Origin of the sequence: Streptomyces sp. PT12, from assembly GCF_003311645.1 — a bacterium.
GTDB lineage: Bacteria > Actinomycetota > Actinomycetes > Streptomycetales > Streptomycetaceae > Streptomyces.
On the sequence record NZ_QEST01000236.1, the window covers coordinates 107827 to 127823 of the forward strand.

Annotated in this window: 13 protein-coding genes; 8 read left to right on the forward strand and 5 right to left on the reverse strand. The window is 68.0% G+C overall.

Features of this window, described 5'->3' with window-relative positions; genetic code table 11:
• The first annotated feature begins 291 nt into the window (after window positions 1-291).
• The 4 genes from rplJ to DEH69_RS25975 all read left to right on the forward strand — a co-directional run bounded on the left by rplJ (window position 292) and on the right by DEH69_RS25975 (window position 9297).
• Entirely contained in the window at window positions 292-837 is a 546-nt protein-coding gene (gene rplJ, locus DEH69_RS25960; RefSeq protein WP_113689419.1) for a 50S ribosomal protein L10, read from the forward strand.
• Window positions 838-898: 61 nt separating this feature from the next.
• Window positions 899-1288, forward strand: coding sequence for a 50S ribosomal protein L7/L12 (gene rplL, locus DEH69_RS25965; protein ID WP_113689420.1), 390 nt, complete (start codon window positions 899-901; stop codon window positions 1286-1288).
• A 521-nt stretch (window positions 1289-1809) separates the two neighbouring features.
• Window positions 1810-5295, forward strand: a complete 3486-nt coding sequence (rpoB, locus tag DEH69_RS25970; RefSeq protein WP_113689421.1) for a DNA-directed RNA polymerase subunit beta — start codon at window positions 1810-1812, stop codon at window positions 5293-5295.
• A gap of 102 nt (window positions 5296-5397) precedes the next feature.
• Window positions 5398-9297: a DNA-directed RNA polymerase subunit beta' gene (locus DEH69_RS25975; protein ID WP_113689422.1), complete on the forward strand. Its 3900-nt coding sequence runs from the start codon at window positions 5398-5400 to the stop codon at window positions 9295-9297.
• Window positions 9298-9354: 57 nt separating this feature from the next.
• Here DEH69_RS25975 and DEH69_RS25980 read toward each other — a convergent pair whose 3' ends face one another.
• From DEH69_RS25980 to DEH69_RS26000, 5 genes are all read right to left on the reverse strand, one after another.
• Window positions 9355-10347, reverse strand: coding sequence for a M48 family metalloprotease (locus tag DEH69_RS25980; RefSeq protein WP_113689423.1), 993 nt, complete (start codon window positions 10345-10347; stop codon window positions 9355-9357).
• Between the two features lie 74 nt (window positions 10348-10421).
• Window positions 10422-11426: a hypothetical protein gene (locus DEH69_RS25985; protein WP_113689424.1), complete on the reverse strand. Its 1005-nt coding sequence runs from the start codon at window positions 11424-11426 to the stop codon at window positions 10422-10424.
• A complete protein-coding gene (locus DEH69_RS25990; protein ID WP_113689425.1) occupies window positions 11423-13621 on the reverse strand; it encodes a hypothetical protein in 2199 nt (732 codons plus the stop codon). Before DEH69_RS25990 ends, DEH69_RS25985 begins: the two co-directional genes overlap by 4 nt.
• On the reverse strand, window positions 13618-14403 hold the full coding sequence (locus DEH69_RS25995) for a hypothetical protein (protein WP_181727610.1): 786 nt from the start codon (window positions 14401-14403) through the stop codon (window positions 13618-13620). The genes DEH69_RS25990 and DEH69_RS25995 overlap by 4 nt, the downstream gene beginning before the upstream one ends.
• A 143-nt stretch (window positions 14404-14546) precedes the next feature.
• Entirely contained in the window at window positions 14547-15254 is a 708-nt protein-coding gene (locus DEH69_RS26000) for a Crp/Fnr family transcriptional regulator (protein ID WP_113689427.1), read from the reverse strand.
• A gap of 338 nt (window positions 15255-15592) precedes the next feature.
• Here DEH69_RS26000 and rpsL point away from each other — a divergent pair, with 338 nt between their 5' ends.
• The 4 genes from rpsL (at window position 15593) to tuf (ending at window position 19960) form a co-directional block, all read left to right on the forward strand.
• Window positions 15593-15964 (forward strand): 30S ribosomal protein S12, encoded by a 372-nt coding sequence (rpsL, locus tag DEH69_RS26005; protein WP_049572471.1) that lies wholly within the window; start codon window positions 15593-15595, stop codon window positions 15962-15964.
• 2 nt (window positions 15965-15966) lie between these two features.
• Window positions 15967-16437 (forward strand): 30S ribosomal protein S7, encoded by a 471-nt coding sequence (gene rpsG / locus DEH69_RS26010; RefSeq protein WP_113689428.1) that lies wholly within the window; start codon window positions 15967-15969, stop codon window positions 16435-16437.
• A gap of 37 nt (window positions 16438-16474) precedes the next feature.
• Entirely contained in the window at window positions 16475-18598 is a 2124-nt protein-coding gene (gene fusA / locus DEH69_RS26015) for an elongation factor G (protein ID WP_113689429.1), read from the forward strand.
• A 168-nt stretch (window positions 18599-18766) separates the two neighbouring features.
• Window positions 18767-19960, forward strand: coding sequence for an elongation factor Tu (gene tuf, locus DEH69_RS26020; RefSeq protein ID WP_113689430.1), 1194 nt, complete (start codon window positions 18767-18769; stop codon window positions 19958-19960).
• The last annotated feature ends 37 nt before the right edge of the window (window positions 19961-19997 follow it).

A 19997-nucleotide genomic window follows, 5' to 3' on the forward strand; every position in this document is an offset into this window, starting at 1 on the left:
CCCGCGCGGGCCGTTCCCCGGCTGATTTGCCCGCCGCCCGACCCGTCACGTACTCTCGCACGGTAGCCAAAGACCGCTGGTTGCCGCCGTGTGCTCCGCGAGGAGCGTTCGGTGGCCGAAGGATCCGCAGACGCGGACGGCCTGCGCAGGTGACCGTGGAGAGAGTTCGCTTCTTGCCCCGTGTGCGCCTGCGCCCGGGGCGTTTTGTCGTGTCCGGCGCCTTCCGTGCGGTCCCATCTCTCGGGAACCAAGCACTCGGGAACACAAGCCCCCGGAAGGAGGGCCGAGGTTATGGCGCGTCCCGACAAGAGCGCGGCCGTCGAGGATCTCAAGGAGAAGTTCGAGGTCTCCAACGCGGCCGTCGTCACCGCCTACACCGGGCTCACCGTGGCGCAGCTGAAGGAGCTCCGTCGCTCCCTCGGTGACAACGCCCAGTACCGTGTGGCGAAGAACACGCTGACCAAGATCGCGGCCAACGAGGCCGGGGTCTCCGGCCTCGACGAGTTCTTCAAGGGCTCGACGGCCGTCGCGTTCGTCACCGGGGACCCGGTCGAGGCGGCCAAGGGTCTGCGTGACTTCGCCAAGGACCACCCCTCGCTCGTCATCAAGGGCGGCGTGCTCGAGGGAAAGGCGCTCAGCGCCGAGGAGATCAACAGGCTCGCGGACCTCGAGTCCCGCGAGGTGCTGCTCGCCAAGCTGGCCGGTGGCATGAAGGCGTCCATGGCCAAGGCCGCGGCGACCTTCCAGGCCCCGCTCTCGAAGTTCGTCCGCACCGCGGACGCGCTGCGCAGCAAGGTGGAGCAGGGCGGTGCCGGGGAGCCGGCTCCTGCCGAGTAGGCAACCGCCCGCCCGTCATATCCAACCGGCACCAGCCGACTTACGTGGAAGGACCGCCATCATGGCGAAGCTCAGCCAGGAAGAGCTGCTCGGGCAGTTCGAGGAGATGACCCTGCTCGAGCTCTCGGAGTTCGTGAAGAAGTTCGAGGAGAAGTTCGACGTCGAGGCCGCCGCCCCGGTCGCCGTCGCCGCCGCCGCGCAGGGTGGTGGCGCCGCCGCCGCCGAGGCCGAGCCGGAGAAGGACGAGTTCGACGTCATCCTCACCGGCCCGGGCGAGAAGAAGATCCAGGTCATCAAGGTCGTGCGCGAGCTGACCTCGCTCGGCCTGAAGGAGGCCAAGGAGCTGGTGGACAACCCGCCGAAGCCCGTCCTCGAGAAGGTCAACAAGGAGGCCGCGGACAAGGCCAAGGAGTCGCTCGAGGCCGCGGGCGCCGGCGTCGAGGTCAAGTGACACCGGTCTGAACCGCTGACGCTCTCCCGGGGGCGATCACCCACTTGGGTGGTCGCCCCCTGACGTTGTGGCGACTGTCTCCTTGCCCTTCGCGCGGTGCGGGGTATGGTGATCTTCGGTCGCTCACCGGCCGCGCCCCTGATGGGTGGCGACGGAGCAGGGGCCTTGACGAACCGCACCGGGCGCGCGATTCTCCTTCACGCGCCGCCAGATCGGTCCATGATCCGAGGCATGAATCCACGGCGGGGCGGGAAGTGATGCGGCAGGCGGGTCCGCACCTCGGCCATCGAGGCGGCCGGGAGCAGACCCCGAGGGCAGCACGGCGAAGTGGCAGAGAAGTACCGCACGATGGGCACTGCGTGAAGAACACCGAGGGTGGCTCCTCGATGCTTGACCGGCACATTGGACATCAGTGGGTCTTGTGGCTACACTGACCCTTTGCGCTGCCTGGCTGCTCCCTGCCCGTCACCAGGAGAGCCGGTCCGCGCGCAGAGAGTCCGAGCCCTCGGAAGGACCCCCTCTTGGCCGCCTCGCGCACCGCCTCGACCAACAGTACGAACAATGGCACCAGCACCGCACCCCTGCGTGTCTCTTTTGCGAAGATCAAGGAGCCTCTCGAGGTTCCGAATCTCCTTGCGCTGCAAACCGAGAGTTTCGACTGGCTGCTCGGGAACGACGCCTGGAAAGCCCGCGTCGAGGCCGCGCTTGACAGTGGACAGGACGTTCCGACGAAGTCCGGTCTCGAGGAGATCTTCGAGGAGATCTCTCCCATCGAGGACTTCTCGGGGTCGATGTCCCTGACGTTCCGCGATCACCGTTTCGAGCCCCCGAAGAACTCGATCGACGAGTGCAAGGAGCGCGACTTCACATACGCCGCGCCGCTCTTCGTCACCGCCGAGTTCACGAACAACGAGACCGGTGAGATCAAGTCCCAGACGGTCTTCATGGGCGACTTCCCGCTGATGACCAACAAGGGCACGTTCGTCATCAACGGCACCGAGCGCGTGGTCGTCTCCCAGCTGGTCCGTTCCCCCGGCGTCTACTTCGACAGCACGATCGACAAGACCTCGGACAAGGACCTGTTCTCGGCCAAGATCATCCCCTCAAGGGGCGCCTGGCTCGAGATGGAGATCGACAAGCGCGACATGGTCGGCGTGCGCATCGACCGCAAGCGCAAGCAGTCGGTGACCGTGCTGCTCAAGGCGCTCGGCTGGACCTCCGACCAGATCCTCGAGGAGTTCGGCGACTACGAGTCGATGCGGGCCACCCTGGAGAAGGACCACACCCAGGGCCAGGACGACGCGCTGCTCGACATCTACCGCAAGCTCCGCCCTGGCGAGCCGCCGACCCGCGAGGCCGCGCAGACCCTCCTCGAGAACCTGTACTTCAACCCCAAGCGGTACGACCTGGCCAAGGTCGGCCGTTACAAGATCAACAAGAAGCTCGGCGGGGACGAGCCGCTCGACGCCGGCGTGCTCACGGTCGAGGACGTCGTCGCGACCATCAAGTACCTGGTCAGGCTGCACGCGGGGGAGACCGAGACGGTCGCGGGCGCGGGCCGGACGATCGTGGTCGAGACGGACGACATCGACCACTTCGGCAACCGCCGCCTGCGCAACGTCGGCGAGCTCATCCAGAACCAGGTCCGCACCGGTCTTGCCAGGATGGAGCGCGTCGTCCGCGAGCGCATGACCACGCAGGACGTCGAGGCGATCACGCCCCAGACGCTCATCAACATCCGGCCGGTCGTCGCCTCCATCAAGGAGTTCTTCGGCACCAGCCAGCTGTCGCAGTTCATGGACCAGACCAACCCCCTCTCCGGGCTGACCCACAAGCGCCGCCTCTCGGCGCTCGGCCCCGGCGGCCTCAGCCGTGAGCGGGCCGGTCTCGAGGTCCGTGACGTGCACCCGTCGCACTACGGCCGCATGTGTCCCATCGAGACCCCCGAGGGCCCCAACATCGGCCTGATCGGCTCGCTCGCGGCGTTCGGCCGGGTCAACGCCTTCGGCTTTGTCGAGACCCCGTACCGCAAGGTCACCGACGGCGTCGTCACCGACGAGGTGCACTACCTCACCGCGGACGAGGAGGACCGGTACGTCATCGCGCAGGCGAACGCCCGCCTGACCGACGACTACCACTTCGCCGAGTCCCGCGTGCTGGTCCGCCGCCGCGGCGGCGAGATCGACTACGTCACCGGCGCCGAGGTCCACTACATGGACGTCTCGCCGCGCCAGATGGTGTCGGTCGCGACCGCCATGATCCCGTTCCTCGAGCACGACGACGCGAACCGAGCGCTCATGGGCTCCAACATGATGCGCCAGGCCGTGCCGCTCATCCAGGCCGAGTCGCCGCTGGTCGGCACCGGCATGGAGTACCGCTCCGCGGTGGACGCGGGCGATGTGATCAAGGCCGAGCAGGACGGCGTCATCACCGACGTCTCCGCCGACTACATCTCCATCGCCAACGACGACGGCACGCACGTCACGCACCGGCTCGCCAAGTTCCACCGGTCCAACCAGGGCACCTCGTACAACCAGAAGGTCCTGGTCGAGGAGGGCGAGCGCGTGGTGACCGGGCAGGTCATCGCCGACGGCCCCTCGACCCAGCGCGGCGAGATGGCCCTCGGCAAGAACCTCCTGGTCGCGTTCATGCCCTGGGAGGGCTACAACTACGAGGACGCGATCATCCTCTCCCAGCGCCTGGTGCAGGACGACGTCCTCTCCTCGATCCACATCGAGGAGCACGAGGTCGACGCCCGCGACACCAAGCTGGGCCCCGAGGAGATCACCCGGGACATCCCCAACGTCTCCGAGGAGGTCCTCGCCGACCTCGACGACCGCGGCATCATCCGCATCGGCGCCGAGGTGGAGGCCGGGGACATCCTCGTCGGCAAGGTGACCCCCAAGGGCGAGACCGAGCTGACCCCCGAGGAGCGGCTGCTGCGCGCGATCTTCGGCGAGAAGGCCCGTGAGGTCCGCGACACGTCGCTGAAGGTGCCGCACGGCGAGACCGGCAAGGTCATCGGCGTGCGCGTCTTCGACCGCGAGGAGGGCGACGAGCTGCCCCCCGGCGTGAACCAGCTGGTCCGCGTCTATGTCGCGCAGAAGCGCAAGATCACCGACGGCGACAAGCTGGCGGGCCGCCACGGCAACAAGGGCGTCATCTCCAAGATCCTGCCCGTGGAGGACATGCCGTTCCTCGAGGACGGCACCCCGGTGGACATCATCCTCAACCCCCTGGGGGTCCCCTCCCGGATGAATCCCGGGCAGGTCCTGGAGATCCACCTGGGCTGGCTGGCCTCCCAGGGCTGGCGGGTCGAGGGCCTCGACGCGGAGTGGAAGGAGCGGCTCGCGGCCATCGGCGCCGACGACGTCGCGCCCGGCACCAACGTCGCGACCCCCGTGTTCGACGGCGCCCGCGAGGACGAGATGGCCGGTCTCTTCGAGTCGACCATCCCCAACCGCGACGGCGACCGGCTCGTGCTGCCCTCGGGCAAGGCCAGGCTGTACGACGGCCGGTCGGGCGAGCCGTTCCCCGAGCCGATCTCCGTCGGCTACATGTACATCCTCAAGCTGCACCACCTGGTGGACGACAAGCTGCACGCCCGCTCGACGGGACCGTACTCGATGATCACCCAGCAGCCGCTGGGCGGCAAGGCGCAGTTCGGCGGCCAGCGCTTCGGCGAGATGGAGGTCTGGGCGCTCGAGGCGTACGGCGCGGCCTATGCCCTCCAGGAGCTGCTGACCATCAAGTCCGACGACGTCACCGGCCGCGTGAAGGTCTACGAGGCCATCGTCAAGGGCGAGAACATCCCGGAGCCCGGGATCCCCGAGTCCTTCAAGGTGCTCATCAAGGAAATGCAATCGCTCTGCCTCAACGTGGAGGTGCTGTCGTCCGACGGCATGTCCATCGAGATGCGGGACACCGACGAGGACGTCTTCCGCGCCGCGGAGGAGCTCGGCATCGACCTGTCCCGGCGCGAGCCGAGCAGCGTCGAAGAGGTCTGACGGGCCGAGCCGGCCGGGGCGAGAGACTCGCCCCGGCCGGCCTCCCCACCCCGGACCCCGACAGACCATTGACTGACACGACCCTGAGAGGGATTGACGAGAGTGCTCGACGTCAACTTCTTCGACGAGCTGCGGATTGGCCTGGCCACCGCTGACGACATTCGTCAGTGGTCACACGGCGAGGTCAAGAAGCCGGAGACCATCAACTACCGCACGCTCAAGCCCGAGAAGGACGGACTCTTCTGCGAGAAGATCTTCGGCCCCACCCGGGACTGGGAGTGCTACTGCGGCAAGTACAAGCGCGTCCGCTTCAAGGGCATCATCTGCGAGCGCTGCGGCGTCGAGGTGACCCGCGCCAAGGTGCGCCGCGAGCGGATGGGCCACATCGAGCTCGCCGCGCCCGTCACCCACATCTGGTACTTCAAGGGCGTTCCTTCCCGCCTCGGCTACCTGCTCGACCTCGCCCCGAAGGACCTTGAGAAGGTCATCTACTTCGCGGCGTACATGATCACGTTCGTGGACGAGGAGCGCCGCACGCGCGACCTGCCGTCGCTCGAGGCGCACATCTCCGTGGAGCGCCAGCAGATCGAGCAGCGCCGCGACGCGGACCTCGAGGCCAGGGCCAAGAAGCAGGAGGCCGACCTGGCCGAGCTCGAGGCCGAGGGCGCCAAGGCCGACGCGAGGCGCAAGGTGCGCGAGGGCGCCGAGCGCGAGATGAAGCAGCTGCGCGACCGGGCCCAGCGCGAGCTCGACCGCCTCGACGAGGTGTGGAACCGCTTCAAGAACCTCAAGGTCCAGGACCTGGAGGGCGACGAGCTGCTCTACCGCGAGCTGCGCGACCGCTTCGGGACCTACTTCGACGGCTCGATGGGCGCCGCGGCGCTCCAGAAGCGCCTGGAGACGTTCGACCTCGACGAGGAGGCCGAGCGGCTGCGGGAGATCATCCGCACCGGCAAGGGCCAGAAGAAGACCCGCGCCCTGAAGCGGCTCAAGGTCGTCTCCGCGTTCCTCCAGACGTCCAACAGCCCGCGCGGCATGGTGCTCGACTGCGTCCCGGTGATCCCGCCGGACCTGCGCCCGATGGTGCAGCTCGACGGTGGCCGCTTCGCGACCTCCGACCTGAACGACCTGTACCGCCGCGTCATCAACCGGAACAACCGCCTGAAGCGGCTTCTCGACCTCGGCGCCCCCGAGATCATCGTGAACAACGAGAAGCGCATGCTCCAGGAGGCCGTGGACGCCCTGTTCGACAACGGCCGCCGCGGCCGTCCCGTCACGGGCCCGGGGAACAGGCCGCTGAAGTCGCTGTCCGACATGCTCAAGGGCAAGCAGGGCCGCTTCCGCCAGAACCTCCTCGGCAAGCGCGTCGACTACTCGGCCCGTTCCGTGATCGTCGTGGGCCCGCAGCTCAAGCTGCACCAGTGCGGGCTGCCCAAGGCGATGGCGCTCGAGCTGTTCAAGCCGTTCGTGATGAAGCGCCTGGTCGACCTGAACCACGCGCAGAACATCAAGTCGGCCAAGCGCATGGTCGAGCGCCAGCGGACCGTGGTGTACGACGTCCTCGAAGAGGTCATCGCCGAGCACCCGGTCCTGCTGAACCGAGCGCCGACCCTGCACCGCCTCGGCATCCAGGCGTTCGAGCCGCAGCTGGTCGAGGGCAAGGCCATCCAGATCCACCCGCTGGTCTGTACGGCGTTCAACGCCGACTTCGACGGCGACCAGATGGCGGTGCACCTGCCGCTGTCCGCCGAGGCCCAGGCCGAGGCCCGCATCCTGATGCTGTCGTCGAACAACATCCTCAAGCCCGCCGACGGCCGTCCCGTGACCATGCCCACCCAGGACATGGTGCTCGGCCTGTTCTTCCTCACGACCGACGAGGAGGAGCGGGAGGTCCGCGGCGAGGGGCGTTCGTTCGCCTCGACGGCCGAGGCGATCATGGCGTTCGACGCCGGGGAGCTGTCGCTCCAGGCGAAGATCGACATCCGCTTCCCCGTCGGCTCGGTGCCCTACCGCGGCTGGACTCCGCCGGAGCCCGCCGAGGGCGAGCCCGAGTGGCAGCCGGGCGACAGCTTCAGGCTCCGCACCACGCTGGGCCGCGCGCTGTTCAACGAGCTGCTGCCCGAGGACTACCCGTTCGTCGACCAGTCCGTGGGCAAGCGCGAGCTGTCTCGCATCGTCAACGACCTGGCCGAGCGCTACCCCAAGGTCGTGGTCGCGGCCGCGCTGGACAACCTCAAGGCCGCGGGCTACTTCTGGGCCACCAGGTCCGGCGTCACCGTCGCGGTCTCGGACATCGTCGTGCCCGAGGCGAAGAAGAGCATCATCGCCACCTACGAGGCGCAGGACGAGAAGGTCCAGAAACAGTACGAGCGCGGCCTGATCACCAAGGACGAGCGCACCCAGGAGCTGATCGCGATCTGGACGAAGGCGACCGCCGAGGTCGCCGAGGCCATGAGCGACAACTTCCCGAAGACCAACCCCATCTTCATGATGGTCGACTCGGGCGCCCGAGGGAACATGATGCAGATGCGCCAGATCGCGGGCATGCGCGGCCTGGTGTCCAACGCGAAGAACGAGACCATCCCGCGGCCGATCAAGGCGTCGTTCCGCGAGGGCCTCACCGTGCTCGAGTACTTCATCTCGACGCACGGCGCGCGCAAGGGTCTGGCCGACACCGCCCTGCGGACCGCCGACTCCGGGTACCTCACCCGGCGTCTGGTGGACGTCTCCCAGGACGTCATCATCCGCGAGGAGGACTGCGGCACCGACCGCGGCCTGAAGCTGACGATCGCCTCCAAGGGCTCGGACGGCGCGCTGGTCAAGGCGGACGACGCCGAGTCCAGCGTCTACGCCCGCTGCCTGGCCGAGGACATCGTCGTGGACGGCAAGGTCCTGGCCCCCGCGGGCACCGACCTCGGCGACGTGCTGATCGACGAGCTGATCAGGCACGGCGTCGAGACGGTCAAGACCCGTTCCGTGCTCACCTGCGAGTCGGCCGTCGGCACGTGCGCGATGTGCTACGGGCGCTCGCTGGCCACCGGCAAGCTGGTGGACATCGGCGAGGCGGTCGGCATCATCGCCGCCCAGTCGATCGGTGAGCCCGGCACGCAGCTGACGATGCGGACGTTCCACACCGGCGGTGTCGCGGGTGAGGACATCACGCAGGGTCTGCCGCGTGTGGTCGAGCTGTTCGAGGCCCGCACGCCCAAGGGCGTCGCGCCGATCTCCGAGTCGGCGGGCCGCGTGCGGATCGAGGAGACCGAGAAGACCAAGAAGGTCATCGTCACGCCGGACGACGGCTCCGACGAGACCTCCTACGCGGTCTCCAAGCGGGCCAGGCTCCTGGTGGGCGAGGGCGATCACGTCACCGTCGGCCAGCCGCTGACGGTCGGCGCCGCCAACCCCCACGACGTGCTGCGGATCCTCGGCCAGCGGGCCGTGCAGATCTACCTGGTGGGCGAGGTCCAGAAGGTCTACAACTCCCAGGGTGTGGCCATCCACGACAAGCACATCGAGATCATCGTCCGGCAGATGCTGCGCCGGGTGACGATCATCGAGTCCGGCGACGCGGAGCTGCTGCCGGGCGAGCTGGTCGAGCGCTCGAAGTTCGAGTCCGAGAACCGCCGCGTGGTCGCCGAGGGCGGCCACCCGGCCTCGGGTCGCCCGCAGCTGATGGGCATCACCAAGGCGTCGCTCGCCACGGAGTCGTGGCTCTCGGCGGCGTCGTTCCAGGAGACGACCAGGGTGCTCACCGACGCGGCGATCAACGCCAAGTCGGACTCCCTGATCGGCCTCAAGGAGAACGTGATCATCGGCAAGCTGATCCCGGCCGGCACGGGCCTGTCCCGCTACCGGAACATCCGGGTGGAGCCCACCGAGGAGGCGAAGGCCGCGATGTACTCGGCCGTCGGCTACGACGACATCGACTACTCGCCCTTCGGCTCGGGCTCGGGCCAGGCGGTCCCGCTCGAGGACTACGACTACGGTCCCTACCAGGGCTGAGAAGTCACCACACGATGGGCGGTTTCCCTTGCGGGGAAGCCGCCCATCGGCGTCTCGTCATCCGGCTGCCCGCGGCAGCCGCTTGTCGAGCCGATTCCGACGCTGGTTCACGTCCGGATGGCTGACCAGAAGCCGCGCGATGAACCCGGACGGCGCCCTGCTCGCGGCTGCCCCTGGGGTCGTCGCGTTGTCCTCCCCCTCCACCTTGGCGAGTGCCTCGGAGAGCTGGGGTGCGAATCCCAGATCGGCCGCCCGGTCGTCCGCGCGCAGCTCGGAGCGGCGCCCCACGGCTGCTTGGACGAAGGGCAAGGCGGGCAATGCCACGACGACCAACCAAGCGGCGGAGGAGAAGAGAAGGCACACGAGCACGGCAACGCACGCGAGAACCAGCGCGGTGGAGCCACGCGAGGTGAGCCCGGACCTCCGTTCGACCACGCGTCGCAGCAGCCGCCAGACCATCCGGGCGGGAGCGGCGTACCAGGCTCCGAGCAGCGACGACCAAGGGTGTCCGCCGGTGTGATGCCCGAGTTCGTGTGCGAGAACGGCGGCGAGTTCCCCGTCGGTCAGCTCCTCCATCGCCAGTGGCGTCACCGCGACGATGTGTCCGGCGGCCGCGCAGGCGTTGATGCCGTCGCTCTCCTCGATCCACAGGTCGTAGGCGTCGGCGTCGACTCCCGCACGGACGGTCACTTCGCGCCAGAGAGGCGTCAGCCTGGCGTGCTCACCAGGGCTCGGCTCGCGTAGGCCGAACAGATAGCGGGCGAGCGGCCTTTCGAAGGGGCGGACGAAGGCAAGCACGCCGGACAGCAGCCACGCACCGAGCACGACCCAGCCGAATACCGGGGGTATCAGGCGGGTGGCGACGTAGACGACAGCGAGGCTGCCGAGGAAGTGCGGGGAGTACAGGAAGATCCGCCAGGCAGTGGTGGCATCGATGCCGCGCTGGTGGCTCTTGATGTGTACCCGCCCGCGCGTGTAACGGAGGTCGGCGACCGGGGGTGGGGGAGATGCGGGATGTTCGTGAGGGGCAGGAGGGCTGAGGCGCTTCATTGCTCTCTTTCTTCATCTGTCGTCGGGGGACTTCGGCCGGTGGGTGCGGTGTTCAGAGCACCGATGCCGGTCGATCACGCGGGCGATTCCGGCAGGGATGGCGCATCCGTGGGCGCGGGCACCTCCTTGGCGGTCGGCGCTCCTTCGCTGTATCGGCCTCGCTCGAAGACGTCCGCGATGAAACGCGTGGCCTGGCTGTTGGCCTCCTCCCACTGGTATCTCTCCAGGCTGTTCTTCTCGACCATGAGCCTGATGAGTTCGAGCTGGCGTTCGACGTCCTGCTGCCGACCCGTGTGGAATGCCGCGAGCGCGTCTCGCAGGTCCTCGGGGTGTTCCGCGAGCCGCAGGGCAAGCTGCGCGATGTCGCCTCCTTCCAGGTAGCTTCGGTAGAAGCTGGCCTTTTCGCCGAGCACTTCCTGTCTCTGCTGGGCGAGGAGCAGTTGGTGACGGTGTGCGGGGACTGCCTCGGCATCCCGGTAGCGGAGTTCGCGCAGCCGCTCCTCGTGGTCGCGGGCTCGCTCGTCGGCCCACAGCCGCACGGAGCCGGTGATGCGTAGCCCTTCGGCCCTCGCGAGCGGCTCGCCGTCGAAGAGTTCCTTCCGCACGGCGTGCTCGGCATCGCCGCTCTCGTCGATCGGGAAACGTCGGCTGATGTCTCGGGCGCGCTGTTCGAGGCGGGGCGTGATCTCACGGGGAACGTCTCGGAGGCCGCTGGCGACGACTCGGGCCGGATCCACCACCTGCCAGGCCAGGTCGGCCACGGCGGCGAACTCGAAGACGTTGCCCAGGCTCGGCAACCCCCATGCGCAGCGGTGTGGGTGAACGCCGAGATCGACCTCGTAGAGCGCTGTGTAAGCGGGTCCCGGCCTGCGGATCCGGCCCGGGCGGTGAGGAGGCAGGGAGGTCACGTACTCACCGCGGGCGGTCGCGAAGACCAGGGCGTGGTCGATGCGGCCGGGGAGGCGTCGGCCGGTGAACTCGAAGCGTGAGAGCTGGCGGACCGTGATAACCGGGTCGACGAGGTGACTGTGGCGGTCGACGTCCTGCTGCCACTCCGGCTCCTGGCGGTGTGACGTCACGACGACCTCCGGGTCTGGAGGATGCCGAGGAGGCGGACCGCCACCGGCGGCGGTGTTCCGTCTCCGAGCGTGCGGAGGAGATGACCGAGTCGCCGGGAGTCGGCGTCGCTCATCGCCAGCGCCCGGAGGAGATCCCCGAGCGCCTGTTCCGCTTCGGGCGAGCGCTCGACGCTGAGGGCCCAGGCCCCCATCACGTCCAGAGCCGCCTCCGAGGTGTCGAGGTCGGACGACAGGGCGGCGCGCCAGAGTGATACGAGGGCCGCGCGACTGGTCTCGGTGCCTGCCCTCCACCACTCCAGCGCGCGAGGCGTGCTGTTGCTGGCATCGAGGCGGTCGGCGCCCTGCGAGCCGCGGTCGGCCGCGCTGAGGAAGGCAGCGAGAGCCAGAGAGCGCAGCTCCGCCTCCGCGTCCAGCCAGCGGGCGAACGTGGCCAGACCGGCGGGCGGATCCTGGACGAGCAGCAGTTCCGCAGTCTCCACCAGTTGTTCCAGCTCGGGCTCGGTCGGTTCGCTCTTGGCGACGGTTGCGACGTCGCGCAGCCCCTCCTTCGCAAGCGCGCTCCCCAGGAGTGCGTAGGCGCGGATGGCCGTCCACCGCCGGTGCGGATGCCCATCGGAATCCACGCACCACTCGTGCAGGATGTGCGGGACCGCTGGGATGCCCGTGAGCTGGGCGACCGCGAGCGCGTTGGCCGCGGCCAGCCGTCGCTGGAACTCGCGGGCGTTGGCCCACGGTTCGACAAGGAGAGCCATCGCGGACGGGAGATCGCCGACGGCGAGTCTCGCGGCGGTGGAAGCTGCCCTTGCGCGAACCAAGGGGCGGCCGTCGTCGGCCAGTTGCCGGAGCCAGCGGACCAGGGGCGGGCGTGTGGAGGGATGCGCGAGCCATATCTCGGACAGCAGGAGGCGGGCCGTCTCCTCGTCCTTGAACTCAACGGCCTTGTGACGCACCGCGCCCCATGCCGTGAGTTCGGAGGCCTCGCGCTCCCGCGCGTGGGCGAGTGCGAGACGTTCCGCGACGGAGGGGCGAAAGAGCGGGATCTCTGCGACGAGTCCCGGGTGCGCACGCCTGTGCAACAGGAGATACAGCTCATCACCGAGTTCGGCGGCGATCGGGTAGGGGGCTTGGTCGAAGGTAGCCAGGGCGATCAGGAACGCCTTGTCGTACAACCGGGTGTCAGCGTGGGTGAGCCAGTCCCGCACGCGCTGTTCGACCGCTGCCGCGCCGAAGTGCTCGAGTTCGGACAGATCGGCTTCGCCCCGGTGGTGAGCGGCCAGAAGGGCACCGAAGCCAGCGGCCTCGCGCGGGCGGTGATCGCCTGCGAGGAAGTCGGCAACGGGACGCAGCTCCTCCAACTTCGCCAGTTCCTCCTCCGTCGTACCGAGATCGCGCAGCCCGGTGGCGAGGTGGGCGCGGAGGACCGCGTTCGGCTCCGGCGCCACCCAGTCCACGTGGTATTCGTCCGGGAGCGCTGCGGACTCGTTGGTGGTGATGACGAGACGCGCTCGCCGTGACTCGAGCACCTCAAGCAGCTCGTAGAGCAACTGGAGGTGGAGACCGCGGGTACGGCTGATGTCCAGGTCGCAGAGCACATAGCCGCAGGAGGACGTGAGCTGGTCACGAATGCCGGAGGGGCCGATGTCGTGCGCCAGTCTTCGGATCGGGGTGGCTCCGACACGGCGCAGCAGCATCAGGGCCGCCGTTTCCCGGCCGGTTCCCGAGGCGCCCCGCAGGACGACGAAGCGCGAGGCCCTCAGACGGTCAAGGGCCGCAGGGAAGGCCTTCCCCTCCTGGAACACGTCGGCGAGCCTGTCGAGAAGCGGGCGCGGGACCTCGCCCGATGCTCCCCTGACGGGCATTCCCAGGGCATCCGAGCCGCCGAGAGCTCCCATGGCCTGGACGACGACCTTGGGGCCCTGCACGACGTCGCCGTCGACCTTGCCTCCGGACACACCGTGTTGTGCCCCCGCGACCAGACCGCCGCCGAACGTTGCGCCGCCGTGCGAGAACAGATCCGCCGGGATGTGTTCCATCAGTTCCAGTGCCGCCAACCACGTGGGCTTCGGCGGGGCATCCTTGTCGGCGGAACCTTCCCCGGGCTCCTGTGACTCCTCCGTGGCGCCGTCCTCCGGCTCTTCGGATGACTTCTGCGCCGCGGGCTTGGCTTCCGCGGGAGCTTCGTCCTTGGTGGTCACCGGGGGTCGCCTTCGTTCTTGCTGCCCATCACGACGTCACCGCTCACCTGGCCGCCGGTGACGCCGTACTGGTTGCCCATGACGAGGTTTCCACCGACGAATGCTCCCCGTGGAGTCCCAGGAGCTCGGATGGGCGCTCGGGAAGGTGCCGCCGTGCCGGGAGGTGGCACCGCAGCGGTGGAGGCGCCAAGGGAGGGAGGCTCGTTCACACTGTGGAGCCAGGCGGTCAGGGGGCCTTCCTTCCCCTGGACGGTGATCTCGCGGAATTCCTCGGGGTTCACTCCCGCGTATCCGTGCCGGACCACGCTCTGGTGCACGGACGCGGACACGCACACAGCCGTGGGACGGTCGTTCCTCTTGAGGGCGGTCTTCAGCTCCTCCGCGTCGAGCAGTCGGAAGGCCTGGTTCAGGTCGTGACCCACGGCCCCACCGAGGGTGCCGGGTTGCGGATCGAGGGCGACCTCGCCCGCGGCGAGAACGACGCGCAGCCTGACCTGGGCGCTGTCGGCCGTGAGCCGGTTGTCGGAACGCAGCAGGTCGTCGGTCTCCTTGAGGAGAACGCGCAGCAGGCTGACCTTGGAGATGTCGGGAGTGACCAGGACCATCACGGCGTCGCCGCGGTCCTCGCGGTGCTGGGCGTGGGGGTTCGCCCCCGCAGCGGTCAAGGACTGCTCGACGATGGTGTGCAGCTTCCGACGCATGAAGGCTTGCTGGACGTCGTCGCGCCGTCCGAATTTCTCGATGTCGAAAAGGAGGATCGTGCGATTCACGGGCTCTGGCACCGGGTACCTCTCCCTCGGGACTGTGGGCTTGAGGCAGCACCCTGGCTCCCGCGGGGCGGGCGCGGGAGGACCGATGACACAGAAGAACTGTGACGGTCTGCACGGAGTGACGCTTTGTGACGTCCGGTGATGCTCCGTGACCCCTAGACGACGGAGGCGATCCTGCGGAGCCGCTCGTGCTGGAGGATCACGATGGCGCGGCGACCGGTCCGGATGATCCCCCGGCCCCTGAGCTCGCGGTACAGGCGGCTCACGGCCTCGCGAGAGGAGCCCACAGCCCCGGCCAACTCCTGTTGGCTCAGGGGAATGGTGATCTCTATGCCCTCCGCGGTGGGGCGCCCGTGCTTGGCAGCCAGCTCGAGGAGCACCACCGCGAGGCGCTGTCGCACGTCGAGCGCCGCGAGCTCAAGTCGGCGGCGATCTCCCGTGCGTTGGCGGTCCGAAGCCAGATGTGCCAGCTGGTAGGCGACCTGCGCGGTGCTCCGGACAAAGCGGATAAAGGTCTCGCGTTCGATGGTCACGGCGGTGACCTCTTCAAGGGCTGTCACTGTCGCGGCCCGGAATTGCTCACTGAATCCCGCTGACTCGCCGATCAGGTCGCCGGGCCCCCTGAGTGCCAGCAGGGCCTCGTAGCCGTTGGCCGCGCTGACGGTGACCTTTGTCCAGCCCTTCTCCAGGATCAGCGCGTGGGCCGAGGGGTCGTCCTGTCGCAGTACCACGTCCCGGGGGCGGTACTGGACGCGGTGGCCCAAGGCGCGCAGTGCGTCCGCGTCCTTCGGCTCGAGCCTGGCGAGGAACGGTGCCCCGTCCTCGAAGGTGCGCTGCCCCGCCCACCGGACCTGATCAGTCATGACCGCCCCTCGCGCCAGAGCTAACGCATCGCTATTGTCCCGCAGCCGTGTGCGATTGACGAGGGGGCGTCTCCTCCCGATCTGTGCAGGTCTGAGGGTGAGAAGACCGTTGAAGGGCGTGTTTTGACCCCAGCCCGCGGGGTAGGTACGCTCTGACCTTGTGCCTGGGGTGTTCCCTGCGCTCTTTCAGCCGCAGACAGGAACTCCGGGATCTGCATCCGCTCCCCGCACGCGCGTGGCAGCTGGACCGTGGAGTCTTCGACACGCCCGACCGCGTGGGTCGGTGCTGTGGCCCAGGTTAGCTTTATTGAGATCGGCACAGAGAAACCGGAGAAATCGTGCCAACGATCCAGCAGCTGGTCCGCAAGGGCCGGCAGGACAAGGTCGAGAAGAACAAGACGCCGGCGCTCGAGGGCTCCCCTCAGCGGCGCGGCGTCTGCACGCGTGTGTTCACCACCACCCCGAAGAAGCCGAACTCCGCCCTGCGCAAGGTCGCCCGTGTGCGGCTGAGCAACGGGATCGAGGTCACGGCCTATATCCCGGGTGAGAACCACAACCTTCAGGAGCACTCCATCGTGCTGGTGCGCGGTGGCCGTGTGAAGGACCTGCCGGGTGTTCGCTACAAGATCATCCGTGGCTCCCTGGACACCCAGGGCGTCAAGAACCGCAAGCAGGCCCGCAGCCGTTACGGCGCCAAGAAGGAGAAGTAAGCATGCCTCGTAAGGGCCCTGCCCCGAAGCGTCCCGTGCACATCGACCCGGTGTACGGCTCTCCTCTGGTGACCTCCCTCATCAACAAGGTGCTGCTGAACGGCAAGCGCTCCACCGCCGAGCGCATCGTCTACGGCGCCATGGAGGGACTGCGGGAGAAGACCGGCAACGACCCGGTCATCACGCTCAAGCGCGCGCTGGAGAACGTGAAGCCGACCCTCGAGGTCCGCTCCCGCCGCGTCGGTGGCGCGACGTACCAGGTGCCGGTCGAGGTCCGCCCGGGTCGCTCCTCGACCCTCGCCCTGCGCTGGCTCGTGGGCTACTCCCGCGCCCGCCGTGAGAAGACCATGACCGAGCGGCTGATGAACGAGCTGCTCGATGCCTCCAACGGGCTCGGTGCCTCCGTGAAGAAGCGCGAGGACACCCACAAGATGGCCGAGTCCAACAAGGCCTTCGCGCACTACCGCTGGTAGTCGCACCCCATCGAGACCGAGAGAAGACTGAAGCCAGATGGCTACCACTTCACTTGACCTGGCCAGGGTCCGCAACATCGGGATCATGGCCCACATCGACGCGGGCAAGACGACGACCACCGAGCGGATCCTGTACTACACCGGCATGAGCTACAAGATCGGTGAAGTTCACGACGGCGCGGCGACCACCGACTGGATGGAGCAGGAGCAGGAGCGCGGCATCACGATCACGTCCGCCGCGGTTACCTGTCACTGGTCCCTCGACGACGTCGACAACACCATCAACATCATCGACACCCCCGGGCACGTCGACTTCACGGTCGAGGTGGAGCGCTCGCTGCGCGTGCTGGACGGTGCCGTCACGGTGTTCGACGGTGTGGCCGGTGTCGAGCCGCAGTCGGAGACGGTCTGGCGCCAGGCGGACCGTTACGGCGTGCCGCGCATCTGCTTCGTGAACAAGCTGGACCGCACCGGGGCCGACTTCTTCCGCTGCGTCGACATGATCGTCGACCGGCTGGGCGCGACCCCGCTGGTCATGCAGCTGCCGATCGGCGCCGAGGCCGGATTCAAGGGCGTGGTGGACCTGGTCCGCATGAAGGCCCTGGTGTGGTCGGAGGAGACCAAGCTCGGCGAGATGTACGACGTCGTCGACATCCCGGCGGACCTTCAGGACCAGGCCGAGGAGTGGCACGGCAAGCTGGTCGAGGGCGTCGCGGAGAACGACGAGGAGATCATGGAGCTGTACCTGGAGGGCGAGGAGCCCTCCGCGGAGCAGCTCACGGCGGCCATCCGCCGGGTCACCCTCGCCTCCACGGGCACCGAGGGCTCCATCACGGTCACCCCGGTGTTCTGCGGCACCGCGTTCAAGAACAAGGGCGTTCAGCCCCTGCTCGACGCGGTCGTGCGGTATCTGCCGTCGCCGCTGGACGTCGAGGCCGTCGAGGGCCACTCGCCGCGTGACGCGGAGCAGGTCATCCTCCGCAAGCCGTCGGAGGACGAGCCGCTGGCCGCGCTCGCCTTCAAGATCGCGAGCGACCCGCACCTCGGGAAGCTCACCTTCATCCGGGTCTACTCCGGCGTGCTCACGGCGGGCGCGCAGGTGCAGAACTCCGTGAAGGAGAAGAAGGAGCGCATCGGCAAGATCTACCGCATGCACGCCAACAAGCGTGAGGAGATCGACCGCGTCGGCGCTGGCGACATCGTGGCCGTCATGGGCCTGAAGCAGACGACCACGGGCGAGACCCTGTGCGACCCAGGCAACCCGGTGATCCTGGAGTCGATGGACTTCCCGGCCCCGGTCATCGAGGTCGCCATCGAGCCCAAGTCCAAGAGCGACCAGGAGAAGCTGGGCATCGCGATCCAGCGCCTGGCCGAGGAGGACCCGTCGTTCCAGGTCAAGTCCGACCAGGAGACCGGTCAGACGATCATCTCGGGCATGGGCGAGCTGCACCTCGATGTGCTGGTCGACCGCATGCGGCGCGAGTTCCGCGTCGAGGCCAACGTCGGCAAGCCGCAGGTCGCCTACCGGGAGACCCTGCGCCGCGCCGTCGACAAGGTCGACTACACGCACAAGAAGCAGACCGGTGGCTCCGGTCAGTTCGCGAAGGTGCAGATCAGCCTGGAGCCGCTCGAGGGCGACGGGTACGAGTTCGAGAACAAGGTCACCGGTGGCCGCATCCCCAAGGAGTACATCCCCTCGGTGGACGCGGGATGCCAGGAGGCGATGGAGTTCGGCGTGCTCGCCGGCTACCCGCTCACCGGCGTCAAGGTGACCCTGCTCGACGGCGCGTTCCACGACGTCGACTCCTCCGAGATGGCCTTCAAGATCGCCGGTTCCATGGCGTTCAAGGAGGCCGCGCGGCGGGCCAGCCCGGCGCTTCTCGAGCCGCTGATGGCCGTCGAGGTCACCACGCCCGAGGACTACATGGGCGATGTGATCGGTGACATCAACTCCCGCCGTGGCCAGATCCAGGCCATGGAGGACCGCAGCGGCGCCAAGATCGTCAAGGCGCTCGTGCCGCTGTCCGAGATGTTCGGTTACGTCGGTGACCTGCGCAGCAAGACGTCGGGTCGTGCGAGCTACAGCATGCAGTTCGATTCCTACGGTGAGGTTCCCAAGAACGTCGCCGAGGAGATCATCGCGAAGGCCAAGGGCGAGTAGCCCCTAAGCTTGAGCAACGGGCATCCGGGGGCATTTCGCCCCCGGTGTCCGGCCCTTCAGCGAAGCGGTCAAGGGCATCCCCTCGGGGTCCTGACCGGTTCGGTCGACCATCTGAAACCTTCCGCAAGGTGCGGGGGGCGTACAGCACCAGTCCACAGGAGGACCCCAGTGGCGAAGGCGAAGTTCGAGCGGACTAAGCCGCACGTCAACATCGGCACCATCGGTCACATCGACCACGGCAAGACGACGCTCACCGCGGCGATCACCAAGGTGCTGCACGACGCATACCCGGACCTGAATGAGACGTTCGCGTTCGAGAACATCGACAAGGCGCCCGAGGAGCGCCAGCGCGGTATCACCATCTCCATCGCGCACGTCGAGTACCAGACGGAGAGCCGTCACTACGCCCACGTCGACTGCCCGGGCCACGCGGACTACATCAAGAACATGATCACCGGTGCCGCCCAGATGGACGGCGCCATCCTCGTGGTCGCCGCCACCGACGGCCCGATGCCGCAGACCAAGGAGCACGTGCTCCTGGCCCGCCAGGTCGGCGTTCCGTACATCGTCGTCGCCCTGAACAAGGCCGACATGGTGGACGACGAGGAGATCATGGAGCTCGTCGAGCTCGAGGTCCGTGAGCTGCTCACGGAGTACGAGTTCCCGGGCGACGACGTGCCCGTCGTCAAGGTCTCGGCGCTCAAGGCGCTCGAGGGCGACCCGGAGTGGGCCAAGACCGTTCTCGAGCTGATGGCGGCCGTGGACGAGTCCATCCCGCAGCCGGAGCGCGACGTCGACAAGCCGTTCCTGATGCCGATCGAGGACGTCTTCACGATCACCGGCCGCGGCACCGTCGTGACCGGCCGTATCGAGCGCGGCATCCTCAAGGTCAACGAGACCGTCGACATCATCGGCATCAAGGAGCAGAAGGCCACCACCACGGTGACCGGCATCGAGATGTTCAGGAAGCTGCTCGACGAGGGCCGCGCCGGTGAGAACGTCGGTCTGCTGCTCCGCGGCATCAAGCGCGAGGACGTCGAGCGCGGCCAGGTCGTCATCAAGCCGGGCTCGGTCACCCCGCACACCGAGTTCGAGGCGACCGCGTACATCCTGTCGAAGGACGAGGGTGGCCGTCACACCCCGTTCTTCAACAACTACCGCCCGCAGTTCTACTTCAGGACGACGGACGTGACCGGTGTCGTGCACCTGCCCGACGGCACCGAGATGGTCATGCCCGGCGACAACACCGACATGCGCGTCGAGCTGATCCAGCCCGTCGCCATGGAGGAGGGCCTGAAGTTCGCCATCCGCGAGGGTGGCCGCACCGTGGGCGCCGGTCAGGTCACCAAGATCGTCAAGTGAGCTGACCCAGAGGGTCGTACGAGGCCCCGTTCCGTGA